Origin of the sequence: Youngiibacter multivorans, from assembly GCF_017873395.1 — a bacterium.
Classification (GTDB): Bacteria; Bacillota; Clostridia; order Clostridiales; family Clostridiaceae; genus Youngiibacter; species Youngiibacter multivorans.
The window spans coordinates 76461-94167 of record NZ_JAGGKC010000006.1 but is presented as its reverse complement, the minus strand read 5'-3'; the positions used below and the strand labels follow the sequence as shown (position 1 = coordinate 94167).

19 protein-coding genes are annotated in these 17707 nt (G+C 47.7%); 17 read left to right on the top strand and 2 right to left on the bottom strand.

Features of this window, described 5'->3' with window-relative positions:
- Positions 1-21: 21 nt before the first annotated feature.
- Positions 22-1203 (bottom strand): tRNA(Met) cytidine acetate ligase, encoded by a 1182-nt coding sequence (locus J2Z34_RS05075; protein ID WP_209458782.1) that lies wholly within the window; start codon positions 1201-1203, stop codon positions 22-24.
- Positions 1204-1312: 109 nt separating this feature from the next.
- Between J2Z34_RS05075 and pta the strand changes: the two genes are divergently transcribed.
- Positions 1313-2314, top strand: coding sequence for a phosphate acetyltransferase (gene pta, locus J2Z34_RS05070; RefSeq protein WP_209458781.1), 1002 nt, complete (start codon positions 1313-1315; stop codon positions 2312-2314).
- 46 nt (positions 2315-2360) lie between these two features.
- Positions 2361-3554, top strand: coding sequence for an acetate/propionate family kinase (locus J2Z34_RS05065; RefSeq protein WP_209458780.1), 1194 nt, complete (start codon positions 2361-2363; stop codon positions 3552-3554).
- Positions 3555-3627: 73 nt separating this feature from the next.
- Here the strand turns inward: J2Z34_RS05065 and J2Z34_RS05060 are convergent, their stop codons facing one another.
- Positions 3628-4893, bottom strand: coding sequence for a CapA family protein (locus J2Z34_RS05060; RefSeq protein ID WP_209458779.1), 1266 nt, complete (start codon positions 4891-4893; stop codon positions 3628-3630).
- Between the two features lie 284 nt (positions 4894-5177).
- On the opposite strand from J2Z34_RS05060, the gene J2Z34_RS05055 reads away from it, so the two are divergent.
- From J2Z34_RS05055 to rplS, 15 genes are all read left to right on the top strand, one after another.
- Positions 5178-5672 (top strand): YceD family protein, encoded by a 495-nt coding sequence (locus J2Z34_RS05055; protein WP_209458778.1) that lies wholly within the window; start codon positions 5178-5180, stop codon positions 5670-5672.
- 2 nt (positions 5673-5674) lie between these two features.
- Positions 5675-5860, top strand: coding sequence for a 50S ribosomal protein L32 (gene rpmF / locus J2Z34_RS05050; protein WP_023387849.1), 186 nt, complete (start codon positions 5675-5677; stop codon positions 5858-5860).
- Positions 5861-6021: 161 nt separating this feature from the next.
- Positions 6022-7017: a phosphate acyltransferase PlsX gene (plsX, locus tag J2Z34_RS05045; RefSeq protein WP_209458777.1), complete on the top strand. Its 996-nt coding sequence runs from the start codon at positions 6022-6024 to the stop codon at positions 7015-7017.
- Positions 7018-7075: 58 nt separating this feature from the next.
- On the top strand, positions 7076-7306 hold the full coding sequence (gene acpP / locus J2Z34_RS05040; protein WP_023387851.1) for an acyl carrier protein: 231 nt from the start codon (positions 7076-7078) through the stop codon (positions 7304-7306).
- Between the two features lie 137 nt (positions 7307-7443).
- Positions 7444-8133, top strand: coding sequence for a ribonuclease III (rnc, locus tag J2Z34_RS05035; protein WP_209458776.1), 690 nt, complete (start codon positions 7444-7446; stop codon positions 8131-8133).
- Positions 8126-9154 carry an elongator complex protein 3 gene (locus tag J2Z34_RS05030; RefSeq protein ID WP_245250519.1) on the top strand — a complete coding sequence of 343 codons (1029 nt, stop codon included), beginning with the start codon at positions 8126-8128 and terminating at the stop codon, positions 9152-9154. Before rnc ends, J2Z34_RS05030 begins: the two co-directional genes overlap by 8 nt.
- On the top strand, positions 9144-12716 hold the full coding sequence (smc, locus tag J2Z34_RS05025; protein ID WP_209458775.1) for a chromosome segregation protein SMC: 3573 nt from the start codon (positions 9144-9146) through the stop codon (positions 12714-12716). Before J2Z34_RS05030 ends, smc begins: the two co-directional genes overlap by 11 nt.
- Entirely contained in the window at positions 12709-13611 is a 903-nt protein-coding gene (gene ftsY, locus J2Z34_RS05020; protein WP_209458774.1) for a signal recognition particle-docking protein FtsY, read from the top strand. The genes smc and ftsY overlap by 8 nt, the downstream gene beginning before the upstream one ends.
- A 106-nt stretch (positions 13612-13717) precedes the next feature.
- Complete coding sequence (locus tag J2Z34_RS05015; RefSeq protein ID WP_209458773.1) at positions 13718-14050, top strand: putative DNA-binding protein; 333 nt, start codon at positions 13718-13720, stop codon at positions 14048-14050.
- A gap of 11 nt (positions 14051-14061) precedes the next feature.
- Positions 14062-15405 (top strand): signal recognition particle protein, encoded by a 1344-nt coding sequence (gene ffh / locus J2Z34_RS05010; RefSeq protein WP_209458772.1) that lies wholly within the window; start codon positions 14062-14064, stop codon positions 15403-15405.
- Positions 15406-15432: 27 nt separating this feature from the next.
- Positions 15433-15678, top strand: coding sequence for a 30S ribosomal protein S16 (gene rpsP / locus J2Z34_RS05005; RefSeq protein ID WP_209458771.1), 246 nt, complete (start codon positions 15433-15435; stop codon positions 15676-15678).
- Between the two features lie 16 nt (positions 15679-15694).
- The gene (locus J2Z34_RS05000; protein WP_209458770.1) at positions 15695-15922 is read left to right on the top strand and encodes a KH domain-containing protein; all 228 of its coding nucleotides are present in this window, start codon (positions 15695-15697) and stop codon (positions 15920-15922) included.
- Positions 15923-15976: 54 nt separating this feature from the next.
- Positions 15977-16474: a ribosome maturation factor RimM gene (rimM, locus tag J2Z34_RS04995; protein ID WP_209458769.1), complete on the top strand. Its 498-nt coding sequence runs from the start codon at positions 15977-15979 to the stop codon at positions 16472-16474.
- Entirely contained in the window at positions 16464-17186 is a 723-nt protein-coding gene (gene trmD, locus J2Z34_RS04990) for a tRNA (guanosine(37)-N1)-methyltransferase TrmD (protein ID WP_209458768.1), read from the top strand. The genes rimM and trmD overlap by 11 nt, the downstream gene beginning before the upstream one ends.
- Before the next feature lie 160 nt (positions 17187-17346).
- The gene (gene rplS, locus J2Z34_RS04985) at positions 17347-17694 is read left to right on the top strand and encodes a 50S ribosomal protein L19 (protein WP_209458767.1); all 348 of its coding nucleotides are present in this window, start codon (positions 17347-17349) and stop codon (positions 17692-17694) included.
- Positions 17695-17707: the final 13 nt, after the last annotated feature.

Here is a 17707-nt window from a genome sequence, read left to right as displayed (position 1 = left end):
TGCTGGGAGCCTTGCTTTTTGTCATATGTAACCTTTGAAATCCCAGGAAGCGTCATAGTCTCTGCAAAGCAGACCGTAGACCTTCGAAGCCTTTGAATCTAGGGCATGGTATTCATCTATTTCTCTTCCGAAGTTGTGGATGAGTCTTATTTCAGTATCCTTCCTTATCGAAGCGAGGAACTCGTTGCCTCTTGGGGTCGACTCGAGGATCTTTACAGCACCGGGAGTACCCCTCCTAAGGCTGTCAAGGTCGCATCTGTCGAAGGAGAGAAGGAACTGCATCAGTATCCTGGATATCCTGGTATGAGTGTATCTCCGGGTTTTGACAGCTTCTATGAAGCTGCTCACTCCAGATGTCCCTATCAGATGAGAATGCTGGACCATGCGTTCGCAAAGCCCTCCCGAAGCATCGGGAAGGTTTGACAGGCAGTCTCCATCAACGGTCAGCCTGTAAAGCAGAAGGTCTTTGCAGCTTTCAAGCGTTACCATCGAATACCCTGATGAGAGAAGCCTGGCAAGCTCTTCACCTGAGCTATCCGGAAGAAGTCCTTCTGCAGCGCCTCCATCAAGGAGCAGCTTCCTTATCCCGGTAGCCGATGGAAGTGACTTCTCAAGGTCTTCCTCATGGTAGCCGGCTCCCTGTCTCCTTATTGTAAACGGTTCTATGGATGAGGCTGTCTTTCGAAGTGCCTTCAGATACTCAACTCCTAGAATATTGTTAGGGCTTGAAAGAACACCTGGAGGAATATCCGGAAGCAGTGCTTCGAGTGCTTTTGACCTGGCACCGGGAAATGACTGTCCAAGGTCAAGGTATTTCCTCAGGAGAAGCCTGTATTCATCAGGTTCTTCCGAGACGATCTCTGTGATTCTTGATAGGGTGCCTAAATCTCCGGCTTCTGATCCGAAGGATAGCATGCTTATGCCATGAAGGCGGTTCAATATGTCAACAGAACCCCTTGCGAAAAATTCAGCAGAGGATAGGGCGTATACTGAAGGCAGCTCGAGAACCAGGTCTACCCCGCCAAGAACAGCCATATGGGCTCTCCTGTATTTGTCGAAAAGTGCTGGTGCACCGCGCTGTACGAAGTTTCCAGACATCAGTGCGATGACGTGGGTGGCACCGTTTTTCCGTGTCTCTTCGACCTGATAAGCATGACCCTTGTGGAAAGGATTGTATTCAGCGATTATAGCGCAAGGTCTCATGATGTAACCTCCCATGCATTATAAAGTATATTTTACTGCATTTTCCTTGAAATGCACACATTGAAAGTTGTATCATATTAGAAGGTAAATACGAAAGGAGCTAATTTTTATGGATTTTATGTCAAGCATGAAAGAAATGGCCAAAAGCGACATACAGAGAATAGTCCTGCCGGAAGGCGAAGAGGAAAGGAATCTGACTGCAGCTGCTACAATCAATGCTGAAAAGATTGCTGAGGTCATACTTGTAGGTAACGAGGAAGTCATAAGGGAAAAGGCTGGAAAGCTGGGACTGAACATAGAAGGGATAGAGATACAGGATCCTTCAAAGTCCGAGAAGACCGCAGAATATGTCAAGGAATTCTACGAGCTCAGGAAATCCAAGGGAGTAACCGAGGAAATTGCTGCGAAGACAATGCTTGACCCGATGTATTTCGGTACAATGATGGTCAAGAAGGACGATGCCCAGGGAATGGTGTCAGGCGCCATACATACGACTGGTGACCTGCTGAGGCCGGGACTTCAGATAGTGAAGACCGCTCCTGGTATAAGCGTAGTTTCATCATTCTTCGTAATGCTTCTTGAGGACGAGAGCTATGGCAAGGAAGGCATGATGCTGTTTGCGGACTGCGCTGTCAATCCTAATCCCAATGAGGACGAGCTTGCAGCAATTGCGATCTCGACTGCAGATACTGCGAAGAAGCTTTGCGGAATGGATCCTAAGGTTGCGATGCTTTCATTCTCGACAATGGGAAGCGCAAAGCACGAGCTTGTTACCAAGGTCCAGAATGCTGTAAAGAAGGCAAACGAGCTGAGACCTGACCTTGCGATCGAAGGCGAGCTTCAGGCTGACGCTGCCCTTGTTGCAAAGGTTGGAAAGCAGAAGGCTCCAAACTCGAAGGTTGCTGGAGAGGCCAATGTCCTCGTATTCCCTGACCTTCAGGCTGGAAACATAGGGTACAAGCTTGTCCAGAGACTTGCAGGCGCAGAGGCCATAGGACCTATATGCCAGGGCTTTGCCAAGCCAATCAACGACCTTTCAAGGGGCTGCAGCGCTGAGGACATAGTGAATGTCGTGGCGATAACTGCAGTACAGGCACAGTCACAGAAATAGCTTTCAAAAAAATAAATATATATAGCTAAAAGGCAGGAGGAAAGTAATGAAAGTACTAGTAATTAATTGCGGAAGCTCATCCCTCAAGTATCAGCTGATCGACATGGACAATGAACATGCCCTTGCGAACGGACTTGTTGAAAGGATCGGGATAGAAGGTTCTGTACTAACTCAGAGAGTGGACGGAAGGGAAAAGTATATACTTACAGTTCCTATGAAAGACCACAAGGATGCGATAAAGCATGTTCTTGATACTCTTACAGACGGAGTAAACGGGGTCATCGCATCAATGGATGAAATCGGAGCAGTTGGACACAGAGTGGTTCATGGCGGAGAAAAGTACGCTGATTCTGTTGTGATAGACGATGAAGTCATGAAGGACCTTGTGGACTTCTCAGAGCTCGCACCGCTGCACAACCCACCTAACATAATCGGAATAAGAGCGTGCCAGGCCCTCATGCCTGATACTAAGATGGTTGCAGTATTTGATACAGCATTCCATCAGACTATGCCAGAAAAGGCTTTCCTTTATGGTCTTCCATATGAGATGTACAAGGAGCATCATATCAGGAAATACGGCTTCCACGGTACAAGCCACAAATATGTAGCTTACAGGACTGCTGATATTCTGGGCAAGGATATCAAGGACCTGAAGATAGTCACCTGCCATCTTGGAAATGGAGCATCAGTAGCAGCAGTACAGTATGGAAAGTCAGTTGACACTTCCATGGGATTCACGCCGCTTGAAGGACTCCTCATGGGAACAAGATGCGGAGACATCGACCCTGCTATAATCCCTTACCTCATGAGAGTATCAAATTACTCCTATGATGAGGTTCTCGACATAATGAACAAGAAGTCAGGAGTACTTGGACTGTCAGGCGTATCGTCAGACTTCAGGGACATAGAAGTTGCAGCTGACGGCGGCAACAACAGGGCAAACCTTGCTCTTGAAGTATTCTTCTACAGGGTCAAGAAATACATAGGCTATTTCGTTGCAGCAATGAATGGAATAGATGCCCTCGTGTTCACCGCCGGTCTTGGTGAGAACGCTCCAGAGGCAAGGGAAGCGATAGCATCAAACCTTGAATACTTTGGCATAAACATGGACAAGGCAAAGAACAAGGTAAGAGGAAAGGAAACAATCATATCCACTGACGCCTCAAAGGTCAAGGTTCTTGTAGTTCCAACTAATGAGGAGCTCATGATAGCAAGAGACACTCTGGCTTTGGTAAAATAGTCAAATAATGCAGCCGGACCAAACTTTGGTCCGGCTGTACTTCTTTTATTTGATTTTATTTTGATTAAGGGTCCTATTTTCCGTAAAGCATGACTTTCTCATCCTTCATCGCTGCCTTAAGCCATTCCAGAGATTCCTTGATTGCCTTTTCATCTGCTTCATACTTTTCTGCTGTTTCCTTGAAGTCATCGCCAATTGGCAATATCTTGTAATCTGCATCCTCTTCGACACCTGTCAGGCTTATCCAGGTGGGCACGTATTCGGCCTTCCTGATCTCTACATTGCCTTTCTCGTCCTTTTCAAGCGTCACTCTCGCAACCATTCCTGTTTCGGTTCCCTTTATCTCCAGGATTTCAAATCTCTGGTTGGACAGGAAGTTTCCCATGGAGTATGCGACGAGTCCTTCGTGCTTTCCGTCAGTTGATTCCACGAATTCCATGGACTGTACGAGGTGTGGATGAGATCCGAGTATTAGATCCACTCCTTCATCAATAAGCTTCTGGGCAAGCTTCTTCTGGTAGCTGTTTGGCTCCTTCTGGTACTCAGTACCCCAATGCAGAACCAGGGTTATGAATTCACAGCCGTCTGATTTCATCTTTTCAATCTGTACTCTGATCTTCTCAAAGGATGAGTCCACACTTGTGGTATCTATTATGTTCAGCTGGTTTCCAATGCCTTCAGTAGGGATGTTGTTGATGTACGGACCGCTGCTGTTAAAATAACCGCAGGTGAATGCAGCCATGCCAATCTTTATGTTCTTTACAGTACGGACGAGATATTTTGCATCGTTCTTGCTCCTGTAGGTTCCGAAAGCAGTGAGATTTCTTTCCTCGAGTTCATCCAAAGTTGCCAGAACCCCTGCCTTGCCGGTATCCATGGTATGGTTGTTGATAGTTGAGATGATATCGAATCCAGTTTCTTTGATCGCATCGAGAAGCTCCGGGGGTGAATTGAATCTTGGATATGTCGAAGGCTTCTTGCTCGCAAGTATGGTTGTCTCGAGGTTTGCAAAAGATAAGTCCGATTCCTTGATGATATCCTTTATGAAAATGAAGTTATCAGTGAAGTCGTAAGTCCCTTCGCCGGTCTTCTGGGCTATTAGCTGCGGATAATGGACCATTATGTCCCCAACAGCAGTGATAACCACTGTATTGTCAGGCTCAGGTGCTTCTGAAGGGGTGGTAGGTACCGAAGGATTTGATGGATCCGATGGCACTGTGGCTGAGGTCGGTTTAGCAGCTCCTACAGCAGGTTCAAAGAAACCGCAGGAGGAAAGAAGCAGCATCGGTAGTAGTGCCAATAGGATTGCTTTATTGACGCATCTGGCTATTTCACTCACCGTCCTATCAATTAATCCCTTTCATTATATCTGGATTTCAGTCTTAAAAAAGTACAAAAGGGTAAAAATTGACTCTTCCTCTTCACAAATCCAGCAATTGGTATATAATCGAGGTACGGGAGAATAAGGTAAGAGACGAAAAAGACGTGGATATTGAAAAGTCTTGACTTTTGAACTCCGAATAAATATAATAATACGTGTTTGCTCACAAGGGCAAAACTTTATCCTTTTGGCACCATCCTACTCACACAGGATGCCACTTGGATGAGGATCTAGGAGTAGATATGCTTATATCACTACATGATATTAACAAGAAAAGTGTAACCAAGATAGTGGAATTTGCCATAACGGCAAGCCAGCTTGTTTACAACAATGAGGAAATCAGGACGCTTGAACCTATAAAAGTCACCGGCACGGTCGATGTGACCGAAGGTGTTGCGGCTGTTAAGCTGACCGCAAAGACCAGACTGTCGGAGACATGTTCAAGATGTTTGGAAGAATTTGAACGGGATCTTGTAGTTGAAATCGACGAAAAGATCGCAGAAGGCGGAGAAGAAGAGGGACTTGTGCCTGTCCAGGAAGGCGGATTTATTGACCTCAAGGATGTTGTTCTCAACAGCATTTATATCTCGATGCCCATAAAAGTCCTATGCAAAGAGGACTGCAAAGGCCTTTGCCAGAGCTGCGGAACCAACCTCAACATACGAGAGTGCGATTGTGCCCCCGTAGACGAGGATCCAAGGCTATCGGCTCTCAAGGACATTTTCAAGGAGGTGTAACAATGGGAAATCCAGCTAGAAAGTTTTCTAAAGGCAGAAGAGACAGAAGAAGGGCTCAGACCTTCACGCTCGCGGCTCCAGGACTCGTAGAGTGCCCGCAGTGCCATGAGAAGAAGCTCCCCCACAGAGTCTGCAAGGCATGCGGATACTACGACGGTAAGGAAGTAGTAGCTGTAGAGGCTGAATAGACATTTTGTGATGTTTTGGAATGTCAATAAGCTAGTCAGGGAATCGTTTTACCGATCCCCATGGCTAGCTTTTTTGTTTTTTCATCCTTATGACATGTATGTCTGATTATGGCTATATGGTATAATTGCGACAGTAAGAATATTTTGATTGGAGGTGCCATATGAGGATAGCAGTAGATGGCATGGGGGGAGACCACGCTCCACAGGAAGTGGTGGCTGGGACAATCCAGGCAGTAAACGAATATGGAGTGAACGTGGTCATCACAGGGCCAAAAGAGAAGATAGAGGAAGAGCTTGCCAAGCATCAGTACGACAAGACAAAGGTGGAGATAATAGATGCAAGGGAAGTCATCAGCCTTGATGAGGCGCCGGTCCTTGCGATGAGGAGAAAAAAGGATTCGTCCCTTAGGAGAGCCTTCGACCTGGTGAAGGAAGGGAAGGCTGACGCAGTGGTTTCCGCAGGATCTACCGGTGCTTTGCTTGCCGGGGGACTGCTTATCATAGGCAGGATCAAGGGGATAGACAGGGCAGCCCTTGCAGCGCTCATACCGGGAAAGAGCGGAAGGTTCATGGTAATTGACCTTGGAGCGAATGCAGATGTCAAGCCATACAACCTGGTTGAGTTTGCAAGGATGGGAAGAGTGTATTTTGAAAGCGTCCTGGGTTTCGTCAAACCTAAGGTAGGTCTCATCAATATCGGTGCTGAGGAAGAAAAGGGAAATGAACTGACCAAGGAAGCATATCAGCTCCTGAAGGCAGACACGACCATCAATTTTGTTGGGAACGTGGAACCGAGAGAAGTGACAGATGGTGACGTGCAGATCCTTGTCTGTGACGGATTTACAGGAAACACGATTCTCAAGATGTATGAAGGCGTAGTTAAGAACCTCATGTCCATGATAAAGGAAGCCATGATGTCTACGACAAGGGGAAAGGTAGGCGGACTCCTGGTCAAGCCAGCCCTGAAGGAGTTCATGGCTAAGCACGACTACAAGGAAGAGGGCGGAGCAGCCCTGCTGGGAGTGGACGGGCTGGTCATAAAGGCGCATGGCAGTTCAGATGCAAGGGCATACAAAAATGCACTGAGACAGGCAAAAAAGCTTTATGACAGAGGATTCCTTAAAATTTACAAGGAAAACATGGCAAAAGAACAGTAGGATTATGTTGCATTAAACCAAGGATTCAACTATTATACAATCTATGGAGGTGATTTTAATGTTTGAAAAAGTAAGGGCAATAATTGCTGACAAGCTCAGTCTGAACGAGGACGAGATTACAATGGACTCGACCTTCGAGGATCTTGGTGCTGATTCGCTTGACATAGTTGAGCTTGTCATGGCACTTGAAGAGGAGTTTGACGTAGAGATAGCCGACGAGCAGGCGGAGAACGCCAAGAAGGTCGGAGACGTAGTCAATTATCTTAAGACGCTCACAGGAGAAGATTAGATGATTTGAGATCCCGTATTCAGCGTGCTGTATACGGGATTTTGTTTTTTCTGTATAATGTAGAGGACCATAAGTTTATTCCTGAGGCTGAGTCTGTTAGGCAGCTTGAGGAATAAACTTCATAAGGAGATGAATTTATGGAGTTTGAAAAGACCATCGGTGTCGAATTTTCCGATAAAAAGCTGATTGAGACTGCGCTGACGCACTCATCATTCGCCAATCAGCACAAGAACATGGAGTACAATGAAAAGCTTGAGTTTCTCGGGGATGCAGTTCTGCAGCTGTGCATAACCGAAATGCTCTTTGCTGAATTCACAGATAAGTCAGAGGGGGAGCTTACCAAGCTCAGGGCGCTTATAGTATGCGAGAGCTCCCTTCATGAGGTTGCAAGAAGCCTTGACCTGGGCAGGCACATGAGGATGAGCAAAGGCGAGGAACAGACCGGCGGAAGGACAAGGCCCTCGCTTCTTTCTGATGCGGTGGAAGCGGTCATCGCTGCCATATACCTGGATAAGGGCATGGAGGAAGCAAGGGTCTTTGTCGCCAGGAATTTCAGGAGCCTTATCGAGATGGCCGGAAGGAACGAGATAGTATTCGACTACAAGACCAGACTTCAGGAAATACTGCAGGAGAACGGTGATGTGGATATCCGGTATGATATGGTGAAGTTCGAGGGTCCGCCTCACAGAAGGAAATTCTATTCCAAGGTAGTCATCGATGACATTACCATGGGTCGTGGAGAGGGTTTTTCAAAAAAGGAGTCCGAGCAGACAGCCGCGAAGGATGCCCTCGAAAAGCTTGTGAGACCGGAGGATTTCGATGCGTAGACATGTCATTATACCTATATTCATACCTCATGTAGGCTGCCCCCATGACTGCGTATTCTGCAACCAGGCAAAGATAACAGGTGTCCTCAGGGACGAATACGACAGCATAGATGCAGAGTATGTCAGAAGAATCGTAAGGGACTACCTTGAGACGATTGACAGAGACAATACTACTTTGGAGGTGTCATTTTTCGGAGGTACTTTCACGGCAATAGACATAAGGAAGCAGAGGGAGCTTCTGTCAGTAACGAAGGAGCTCAAGGAGACTGGCATCATTGACAAGATAAGGCTTTCGACAAGGCCTGACTATATCAACCTCTTTATACTTTCACACCTTAAGGAATACCTTGTGGACATCATAGAGCTCGGAGTGCAGTCTCTTTCAGAGGATGTCCTCGAGGCATCGAAAAGAGGCTACAGTCCGAAGGCAGTTGAGGATGCAAGCAATATGATAAGGTCATTCGGCTTTACTCTCGGGCACCAGCTAATGACAGGTCTGCCTCTTGACACTGAGGACAAAGATCTTTTCTCTGTCAGGGAAAGCATAAGGATGAAGCCTGACATTGCCAGGATCTACCCTGCGCTGGTAATAAGGGACACGGAAATGGCTGACCTGTACCTTGCAGGCAGCTACGAGCCATATTCCCTTGACAGGGCGGTTGCAATAACTTCAAAAATGCTCAGTGAATATGAGAAGGCTGGAGTGAATGTGATAAGGGTCGGATTACAGCCGACGGATGAAATAGCACCTGGCAGGGATGTACTGGCAGGACCATACCACCCTGCAATCAGGGAGCTTTGCGAGAGCTACACCATGTGCCTGAAGATAGAAGAAGCAGGATTTGATAAAGTGACTGTCAGGATTGGTAAACGAGACCTGTCGAAGCTTTATGCCGGCGGCAAGAGGTATTTTAGAGCTCTTTCAGAGAAGATCGAAGTTAAAGTCGAGGTATCAGGCAGCGACCAAAAGGGGATATTCGAGATCATCCCAATTGACGGAGGAGGAACAAATGTATCTTAAATCAATAGAGATAAGAGGCTTCAAGTCCTTCGCCGACAGGACTCACCTTGACTTCAGGGAAGGAATAACTGCAGTTGTGGGACCAAACGGAAGCGGAAAGTCGAACATATCAGATGCAGTCAGGTGGGTCCTTGGTGAACAGAGCGTAAAAAGCCTAAGAGGCGGAAAGATGGAGGATGTCATATTCTCGGGTACTGAGTACAGGAAGCCTCTCGGCTTCGCTGAAGTTACCCTTGTCCTCGACAATTCATCAAAAAGCCTTCCCGTTGCCTTTACTGAGGTAAGCGTCACAAGGAAGCTTTACAGGTCCGGTGACAGCGAATATCTCATCAACAACAACCAATGCAGGCTTCGTGACATACACGAGATGTTCATGGACACTGGAATAGGCAAGGAAGGATATTCACTCATAGGCCAGGGAAAGATAGAGGCAATCCTATCAGGCAAGATGGAGGACAGGAGAGCGCTTCTTGAGGAGGCTGCCGGAATCGTCAAGTACAAGTCGAGGAAGGAAGAGGCTGAAAAGAAGCTTACAAATACTGACCTCAATCTCCTGAGGGTAACTGACATACTTACAACCTACGAGGAGAGGATAGGTCCCCTTGGACGTGAAAAGGAGAAGGCTGAAAAGTTCCTTGTCCTTTCAGCGGAACATAAGGAGATCCTTATCTCGCTCATAATGTCCGACCTTGATGATATGCAGGGAGATGAGGCAAGGCTCGCTAATGAGGCAGATTCAGCAGAGAGACGATTCAATGAAGCATTGAGGGAGAAGGATGAGACTACCGGAAGGAAGGCAGCCCTTGAAGCTGAAATGGAGAGGAAGGCGGAAATCCAGTCTGCTCTGAAGGAAGAATTCTTCATGAAGAGAGGTCAGGCTGAATCTGTGGAAAAAGACAGGCAGATGTCAGAAGATGCTAAATCTGACAAGGAAAAGCTAAGGGACAGGAGCGAGAGCCTGAAGAAAGCTACCAGGGAAAGATGTGAGACTGAAAAGCTTGCACTTGCTGACCTGAAGGAAGACCTTGAATCTGGCAGTGGCGAGAGGGAGTCTGTGGGCAGGATGCTCGCTGAAAAGAGATCCGCACTTGCACAGATAGAGGAGTACCTGAAGTCAACCGAGGAAGAGCAGAAGGGTCTTAAGGACGAGGATGAGGATTCCGATGTCAAGCTGAACAGCCTCAGGAAAGAAGAGATGAGACTCCATGGGGAAATCGCCGGAATAACCGGAAGGATAGAGGATGGGAAATCGACTCTTGCAAGCTACAAGGCATCGACAGAGATGAACATTTCTGCAAAGGCGGCGGTTGAGGCTGAGATAACTTCTCTTGAGTCTGAAAAGATAAGCAGGGAGGCTGAGCTTTCAGTTCTCAGGAAGGAGTCTGAAGAAGGCCGGAAGGAACTTGAGGAGGGGGATTCAAGGGTAAGGTCCCTGTCTGAGGAGATAAGGGCTTCTGAATCCCAGATAAGGCTGCTCAGAAACCTTGAAGAACATTTCGAGGGATATTCAAGATCTGTCAAGCTTCTGATGGAGCACCTGAAGGCAGGCCCTGGCAAAAAGCTTGGCAGGATAAGGCTTGTGGGCGATGCGATCAGACCCCTGAAGGGATTTGAGTCAGCGCTGGAGACAGCTCTTGGAGCAGCTGTCTCGAACATAATCACAGACGATGAGAATATTGCCAAGGAGCTCATTGGAATCCTGAGAGAGAAGAATTTCGGAAGGGCGACATTCCTTCCAAGGAATGTAATGAAGGGGACCAGGATCAAGTCACCACAGCTCAAAAAGGGCAGCATACTTGGAAATATCCTGGATTTTCTGGAGATTGAGGAAGGCTATTCAAATATTGCTGAAAATCTTCTCGGCAGGGTCTTCGTTTCAGAGAACATTGACCATGCAACTGCTGCGGCTAAAGAAATGGGATACCAGTACAGGATAGTAACTCTTACCGGAGATGTGGTCAATGCCGGCGGTTCTATGACCGGTGGAAGCACAGCAGGCAAGAATTCAGGCCTATTCTCGAGGAAGACTCAGCTTGCTGATCTTACTGAAGGCCTGACAGACCTGAGGAATAATCGTGAAGAAGCAAATGCAGCGAGGCAGGAAAAGGCAAGAGCCCTTGAAGAAAGGGGAAAAGCTGAAAGGGAGCTCTCCTACGCAGTTTCTCTTCTGGATATAGAGATTGCGAAGAAAAGGGAAAGGTCCGAGGTGTTTGGTGCTGACGTCAGAAGGCTCCACTCCGTAATAGCAGAGACAGAGATGTCAATCAGGTCGCGGCAGGATGAACTTGATTCGCTGAATGAGCTTTTAGGAGAGATCGACGTGAGGATATCCTCTTTCCAGGAGGAAAGGGGAAGGAACAGGCAGCAGCAGAGGGAACTCAAGGAGATCAGGACAGAAGCCTTCAGGGCATATGATGCGATGAAGGAAGAGATAACAGGCATAATGGTAACTGAAGGCAGACTTCTCGAGGTCTGGAATGCAAAAGAGGAAGACCTCCGCAGAAGGGAGGAGCTGATAAGGTCCCTTCTTGACGAGGAAAAGATGCACGGCAGTGAGGCGGAAGAGGCTGAGAGGGCGATTGCGGAGCTTGAAGAGAAGCTTCTGAGGCTGAAAGAGGAAAAGCACGGCCTTGACTCGTTCCTAGCAGGACGCGAATCAGAGCTTGACAGGATATCCATGGAAGAGGTCAGGGACAAGGCTTCCTTAAGGGAAATAAGCGGTGCTCTCGCGACAATCGAGGAAGAGTATCATGTGCTTGACAAGGACCTGATGAGGAAGAAGGATGCACTTGAAAAGCTGAAGGGCGAGCGGATCTCACTCGTCAACAGGATCAACGACGAGCTGGACATGACCCTTGCACAGGCAAGGGATGAGATGATAGAGCTGCCTGACAAGGATGCCGCAAGAAAAAGGCTGAACCAGCTCAGAAAGGAAATTTCGGGCCTTGGTTCGGTGAATACGGCAGCAATTGAGGAATTCCGTGAAGTCAGCATCCACAGGGATTTCCTGACTGCACAGAGGAAGGATCTTGAGGATGCAAAGTCTGAGCTCAAGGAGCTCATCACTGACATGACGCTAAGGATGAGGATAATGTTCCAGGAAAACTTCAAGGTAATGAGCGAGAACTTCGAGGATACCTTCAGAAGGCTGTTTTCGGGAGGTCATGCAAGGCTTATCCTTGGCGAGGGAGATGTACTCGAGGCTCCGATAGAGATCAGCGTTCAGCCTCCGGGTAAGAAGCTCCAGAACATCACTCTGATGTCCGGTGGAGAAAAGGTTCTTTCAGCCATCGCGCTGACATTTGCTATTCTCAGGATGAAACCTACTCCGTTCTGCATACTTGATGAAATCGAGGCTGCGCTGGATGAAGCCAACGTGGCAAGGTTCTCTGCTTTCCTCAGGGAATTCGCACAGGAGACTCAGTTCATACTCATAACCCACAGGAAGGGAACCATGGAGGCATCAGACGTGCTTTACGGGGTTACCATGGAAGAAAAGGGAGTTTCAAAGATAGTATCATTGGACCTCTCTGCAGAAAGGAGAAAACGGGAAATTGGCTAGTTTATTCGATAAACTCAGGGAAGGCCTTGCAAAGACAAGGGACAGCCTTACAGACAAATTCAACGAGGTCTTCGGCCTCGCTGTTACCATAGACGATGACCTTTATGATGAGCTTGAAGAGGTGCTTATAACCTCAGATGTAGGATATGATACTTCGGTGGATATCATCGAAAAGCTTAAGAAGAAGGTAAGGACGGAGCATATCAATGATGTTGCGCTGCTTAAAGATGCCATGAGGGATGTTCTGGCTGAATACATGACTGCGGACGAGCCCTTCGATACGACAGGTCCCATGGTGATTCTTGTCATAGGTGTCAATGGGGTTGGCAAGACAACTTCGATCGGAAAGCTTGCCCACAAGTACAGAGCCGATGGCAAGAAGGTCATCCTTGCAGCTGCTGACACCTTCAGGGCTGCAGCAATAGATCAGCTTGAAATATGGGCAAAGAGGGCAGGTGTTGAGATAATCAAGCACCAGGAGGGCTCAGATCCGGCTGCTGTAGTTTTTGACGCAGTACAGGCATTCAAGGCCCGAAAGGCTGATGTGCTTATCTGCGATACAGCTGGAAGGCTTCATAACAAGAAGAACCTGATGAATGAGCTTGAGAAGATCAACAGGGTGATTGACAAAGAGATAGGGGATGCAAGGAAATACTCCATGATCGTCCTTGACGGAACCACAGGCCAGAATGCTATAGTGCAGGCCAGGGAATTCAAGTCTGTCACAAACCTGGACGGAATAATCCTCACAAAGCTCGACGGCACTGCAAAAGGCGGTGTGGTATTTTCCATAAAGCAGACTCTGGACCTTCCGGTTCTGTATATCGGAGTCGGAGAGGGAATAGACGACCTGCAGGAATTCGACCCCAAGGCCTTTGCTCAGGTCGTGATATAGCGTTGATACAGAAGAATTGTTTTTAATTGTTTGCACCCTGTTAAGTAAAAATACTTGACAGGGTGCATGCCCTTTGCTAATATTATTTCTGTGAGTAGGTGAGGTTATGGAAAACAGAATGGAAATATCCTTGTTGATGGATCATTACGGGGTTCTCCTGACGGAAAAGCAGAGAAGCATCATGTCAATGTACTATGATATGGACCTGTCGCTGTCAGAGATCGCGGAAAACCAGGAAACAAGCAGGCAGGCCATCCATGACCTTATAAAGAGATGCATCAGGATACTTGAGGATTACGAAGGCAAGCTTAGCCTTATGAGGTCCTCGCAGGAGTCCGAAAGGACCAAGGAAAAGATCTTGATGGTTCTCAGGGAAAGCTGCCTGAAAAATGACAATACGCTTCTCCAGGAGATAAGTGGTCTACTGGGAGAATTTTAAGGAGGGATCGCATGGCATTTGACGGATTAGCCGAAAGGCTCCAGGAAACCTTCAAAAAGCTGAGGGGAAAAGGGAAGCTTACGGAAAAGGACATCAAGGACGCCATGAGGGAGGTCCGCCTTGCCCTTCTTGAAGCAGACGTTAACTTCAAGGTCGTTAAAAGCTTTGTAGCCAAGGTCAGCGAGAAGGCGATGGGTTCTGAGGTCCTGGAAAGCCTCACGCCCGGACAGCAGGTCGTGAAGATTGTCCATGATGAGCTCACTGCTCTCATGGGTGGAGCGGAAGCGAAGCTTAACTTCGACCCGTCCATAACCGTATTCATGCTTGTAGGCCTTCAGGGAGCGGGTAAGACAACCATGGCAGGCAAGCTTGCGCTTTATTTAAGAAAGCGCAACAGAAAACCGCTGCTTGCGGCCTGCGACATCTACAGGCCTGCTGCCATAAAGCAGCTGCAGGTAGTTGGAAAGCAGATAGACATTCCGGTGTTCACACTTGGAGACAAGACGAATCCGGTGGATATCGCGAAGGCAGCCATGGAATACGCAAGGAAGGAAGGCCGCGATGTGGTCATTCTGGATACTGCGGGCAGACTCCATATCGACGAGGCACTCATGCTTGAGCTGAAGAACATAAAATCAGCAGTCAATCCAAAGGAAATACTCCTTGTGGTTGACTCCATGACCGGTCAGGATGCAGTGAATGTCGCGGAAAACTTCAATACCATACTGGACATATCAGGTGTCATAGTAACCAAGCTTGATGGAGACACAAGAGGCGGTGCGGCACTTTCCATAAGGGAAGTGACAGGCAAGCCGATAAAATTCTCCGGTACCGGAGAAAAGATGTCCGACATCGAGGTCTTCCATCCTGAGAGGATGGCAGGAAGGATCCTTGGAATGGGCGATGTTATGTCGCTTATCGAAAAGGCGCAGAGCGCCATCGATGAGAAAGAGGCGAGGGAACTTGGCTCAAGGATGATGACTAAGGAGTTCAATTTCGAGGACTACATGAATGCCATGGCTCAGATGAAGAAGCTGGGACCGCTGAATAAGCTCCTGGAAATGATCCCGGGAATGAATTCCCAGGAGATGAAAGGGCTTGACCTTTCGGACAGCGAGAAGGAAATGGCGAAGACTGAATGCATAATCCAGTCAATGACGCAGAAGGAAAGAAGAAACCCTAAGCTTCTGGACAACCCGTCCAGAAAGAGAAGGATAGCCAAGGGGTCAGGCACAACTGTGCAGGATGTCAACAAGCTACTGAAGGGTTTCGAGAACATGAAGAAGATGATGAAGCAGATGGGTTCGATGCAGAAGAATCCAAAAAAGGGAATGTTCGGCAAGATGCCGTTCTAACCCTAATAAATACGGAGGTGAAATCAAATGGCAGTAAAGATAAGACTTAGAAGAATGGGATCAAAGAAGGCTCCATTCTACAGATTGGTAGTTGCGGACTCAAAGAGCCCAAGAGACGGAAAGTTCATCGAGGAGCTTGGATACTATGATCCTACAACTGAGCCAAGCACAGTAAAGATCGATGCAGAGAAGGCTTCAGGCTGGCTCAACAAGGGCGCACAGCCTACAGAGGTCGTTGCAAGACTTTTCAACAAGGCTGGAATAACGAAGTAGACGAGGAGGAAGGGCAATGAAGGAACTGGTAGAGTTCATCGCCAAGGAACTTGTCGACTTCCCTGAAAAGGTCTCAGTATGCGAAGTCGAAAAGGAAGGCCAGACAGTCATAGAACTGAGGGTAGCCGAAGAAGACATGGGAAAGGTCATTGGAAAGCAGGGCAGGATTGCCAAGGCTATCAGGACCGTTGTCAAAGCGGCTTCGATGAAAGAGAACAAGAAAGTACAGGTCGAGATACTGTAGTTTTGACTTTAGAGCCTACTTGCATTTGTAAGTAGGCTTTTTTAGAGGTAAGGAATGAAGGAATATTTAACTATCGGAGAAATAACAAAGCCACATGGCGTCATAGGAGAGATCAAGGTGTTTCCTCTGACCGATGACCTGGAAAGGTTCAGGGAGCTGAAACATGTCCTAATTGACGGCAAAGAGGTGAAGGTACTCGAGGTCAAGCTGCTTACCGACAGGGCGGTGCTTAAGCTCGAGGGAGTGAACACTGTGGAGGCAGCCGAAAGGCTCAGGGGAAAGACCCTTGAAGTCAAGAGGAAAGATGCCGTAAAGCTTGAGAAGGATGCATATTTCGTAGAGGACCTCAAGGGCTGCAGGGTCTTTGACTCTGAAGGAAAGGACCTTGGAGTAATCTATGACGTAATAGCGACCGGCTCAAATGATGTTTACTGGATAAGGGAACCAAAGGAGCTTCTGATACCTGCATTAAAGACCATTGTAAAGGAAGTTGACATTGAATCTCTTAAGGTAGTGATCGCACCTGTAAGGGAGTGGTCCTATGAGGATTGACATTCTCACGCTTTTTCCGGAAATGTTCAGGATATTCGATGAAAGCATCATCGGAAGGGCAAAGTCAAAGGGCCTCTTTGAAATAAATGCCGTGAACATAAGGGACTACACACTGGACAAGCATAAGAGCGTTGATGATGCCCCTTATGGCGGGGGAAGCGGAATGGTGATGACTCCTCAGCCGCTTTTCGATTCTATAGCACATGTGAAGACGAATAACAGCGGAAAGGTCATCTTCCTCGGGCCGAAGGGCAGGAAATTCGACCAGAGGCTTGCCGAGGAGCTTTCGAAGGAAGAGGAGCTCATATTCCTCTGCGGGCACTATGAGGGTATCGACGAGAGGGCATACAGCGTCATAGACATGGAGGTATCGATCGGTGACTTCATACTTACCGGAGGAGAAATGGCTGCGATTCCAATGATCGACAGCATCCTCAGGCTGCTTCCGGGAGTTCTCGGAAAGGATGAATCCTCCCAGGAGGAATCATTCACCGAAGACCTGCTTGAGTATCCGCATTATACGAGACCTGAGGATTTCAGAGGCATGAAGGTGCCTGAAATACTTCTGTCAGGCCATCATGAGAACATCAGGATATGGCGAAGATACATGATGCTCAAGGCAACCCGGGAGAAACGGCCTGACCTTTACAGAAGGCATGTCCTTTCAAAGGATGACCAGAAGATCATCAGGAAATTTGAGGAACAGAAGTGAAATGACGGTCTAAATCAAGCCGTCAAACTTCAAGGAACATTACAAAATTTGTTGCACATCTTGATTGTTCTATGTTAGAATATAGTTTGTGCTAGTACGGGCGGTCCTCTTGGATTCATTTCCTATGAACGTCAATTTAATCTAATAGGAGGGAATGCACATGAATGAACTGATAAAGGCTATCGAAGCCGAGCAGCTCAGAGGAGAAGCTCTTCCTGAGTTCAACGTCGGAGACACAGTAAAGGTCCACGTAAGGATCAAGGAAGGCGCCAGGGAGAGGGTACAGATCTTTGAGGGAACTGTTACAAAGATCCAGAATGGCGGAGCAAGAGAGAACTTCACAGTAAGAAGGCTCGCTTACGGAGTAGGCGTCGAAAAGACGTTCCCAGTCAATGCACCTTCAGTAGAGAAGGTTGAAGTGGTCAGGCACGGCAGGGTCAGAAGGGCCAAGCTGTTCTACCTCAGAGACAGGGTCGGAAAGGCCGCTAAGGTCAAGGAAGCAAGATAATCCGGATGAAAAA

Bases quoted from the DNA above. Each gene is read 5' to 3' on its own strand.
- trmD (WP_209458768.1), top strand. From the start codon at position 16,464: ATGAGGATTGACATTCTCACGCTTTTTCCGGAAATGTTCAGGATATTC.
- ffh (WP_209458772.1), top strand. From the start codon at position 14,062: ATGGCATTTGACGGATTAGCCGAAAGGCTCCAGGAAACCTTCAAAAAG.
- rimM (WP_209458769.1), top strand. From the start codon at position 15,977: ATGAAGGAATATTTAACTATCGGAGAAATAACAAAGCCACATGGCGTC.
- smc (WP_209458775.1), top strand. From the start codon at position 9,144: ATGTATCTTAAATCAATAGAGATAAGAGGCTTCAAGTCCTTCGCCGAC.
- pta (WP_209458781.1), top strand. From the start codon at position 1,313: ATGGATTTTATGTCAAGCATGAAAGAAATGGCCAAAAGCGACATACAG.
- acpP (WP_023387851.1), top strand. From the start codon at position 7,076: ATGTTTGAAAAAGTAAGGGCAATAATTGCTGACAAGCTCAGTCTGAAC.
- rpmF (WP_023387849.1), top strand. From the start codon at position 5,675: ATGGGAAATCCAGCTAGAAAGTTTTCTAAAGGCAGAAGAGACAGAAGA.
- J2Z34_RS05075 (WP_209458782.1), bottom strand. From the start codon at position 1,203: ATGAGACCTTGCGCTATAATCGCTGAATACAATCCTTTCCACAAGGGT.
- rpsP (WP_209458771.1), top strand. From the start codon at position 15,433: ATGGCAGTAAAGATAAGACTTAGAAGAATGGGATCAAAGAAGGCTCCA.
- plsX (WP_209458777.1), top strand. From the start codon at position 6,022: ATGAGGATAGCAGTAGATGGCATGGGGGGAGACCACGCTCCACAGGAA.
- J2Z34_RS05000 (WP_209458770.1), top strand. From the start codon at position 15,695: ATGAAGGAACTGGTAGAGTTCATCGCCAAGGAACTTGTCGACTTCCCT.
- J2Z34_RS05015 (WP_209458773.1), top strand. From the start codon at position 13,718: ATGGAAAACAGAATGGAAATATCCTTGTTGATGGATCATTACGGGGTT.
- J2Z34_RS05030 (WP_245250519.1), top strand. From the start codon at position 8,126: ATGCGTAGACATGTCATTATACCTATATTCATACCTCATGTAGGCTGC.
- rplS (WP_209458767.1), top strand. From the start codon at position 17,347: ATGAATGAACTGATAAAGGCTATCGAAGCCGAGCAGCTCAGAGGAGAA.
- J2Z34_RS05055 (WP_209458778.1), top strand. From the start codon at position 5,178: ATGCTTATATCACTACATGATATTAACAAGAAAAGTGTAACCAAGATA.
- rnc (WP_209458776.1), top strand. From the start codon at position 7,444: ATGGAGTTTGAAAAGACCATCGGTGTCGAATTTTCCGATAAAAAGCTG.
- J2Z34_RS05065 (WP_209458780.1), top strand. From the start codon at position 2,361: ATGAAAGTACTAGTAATTAATTGCGGAAGCTCATCCCTCAAGTATCAG.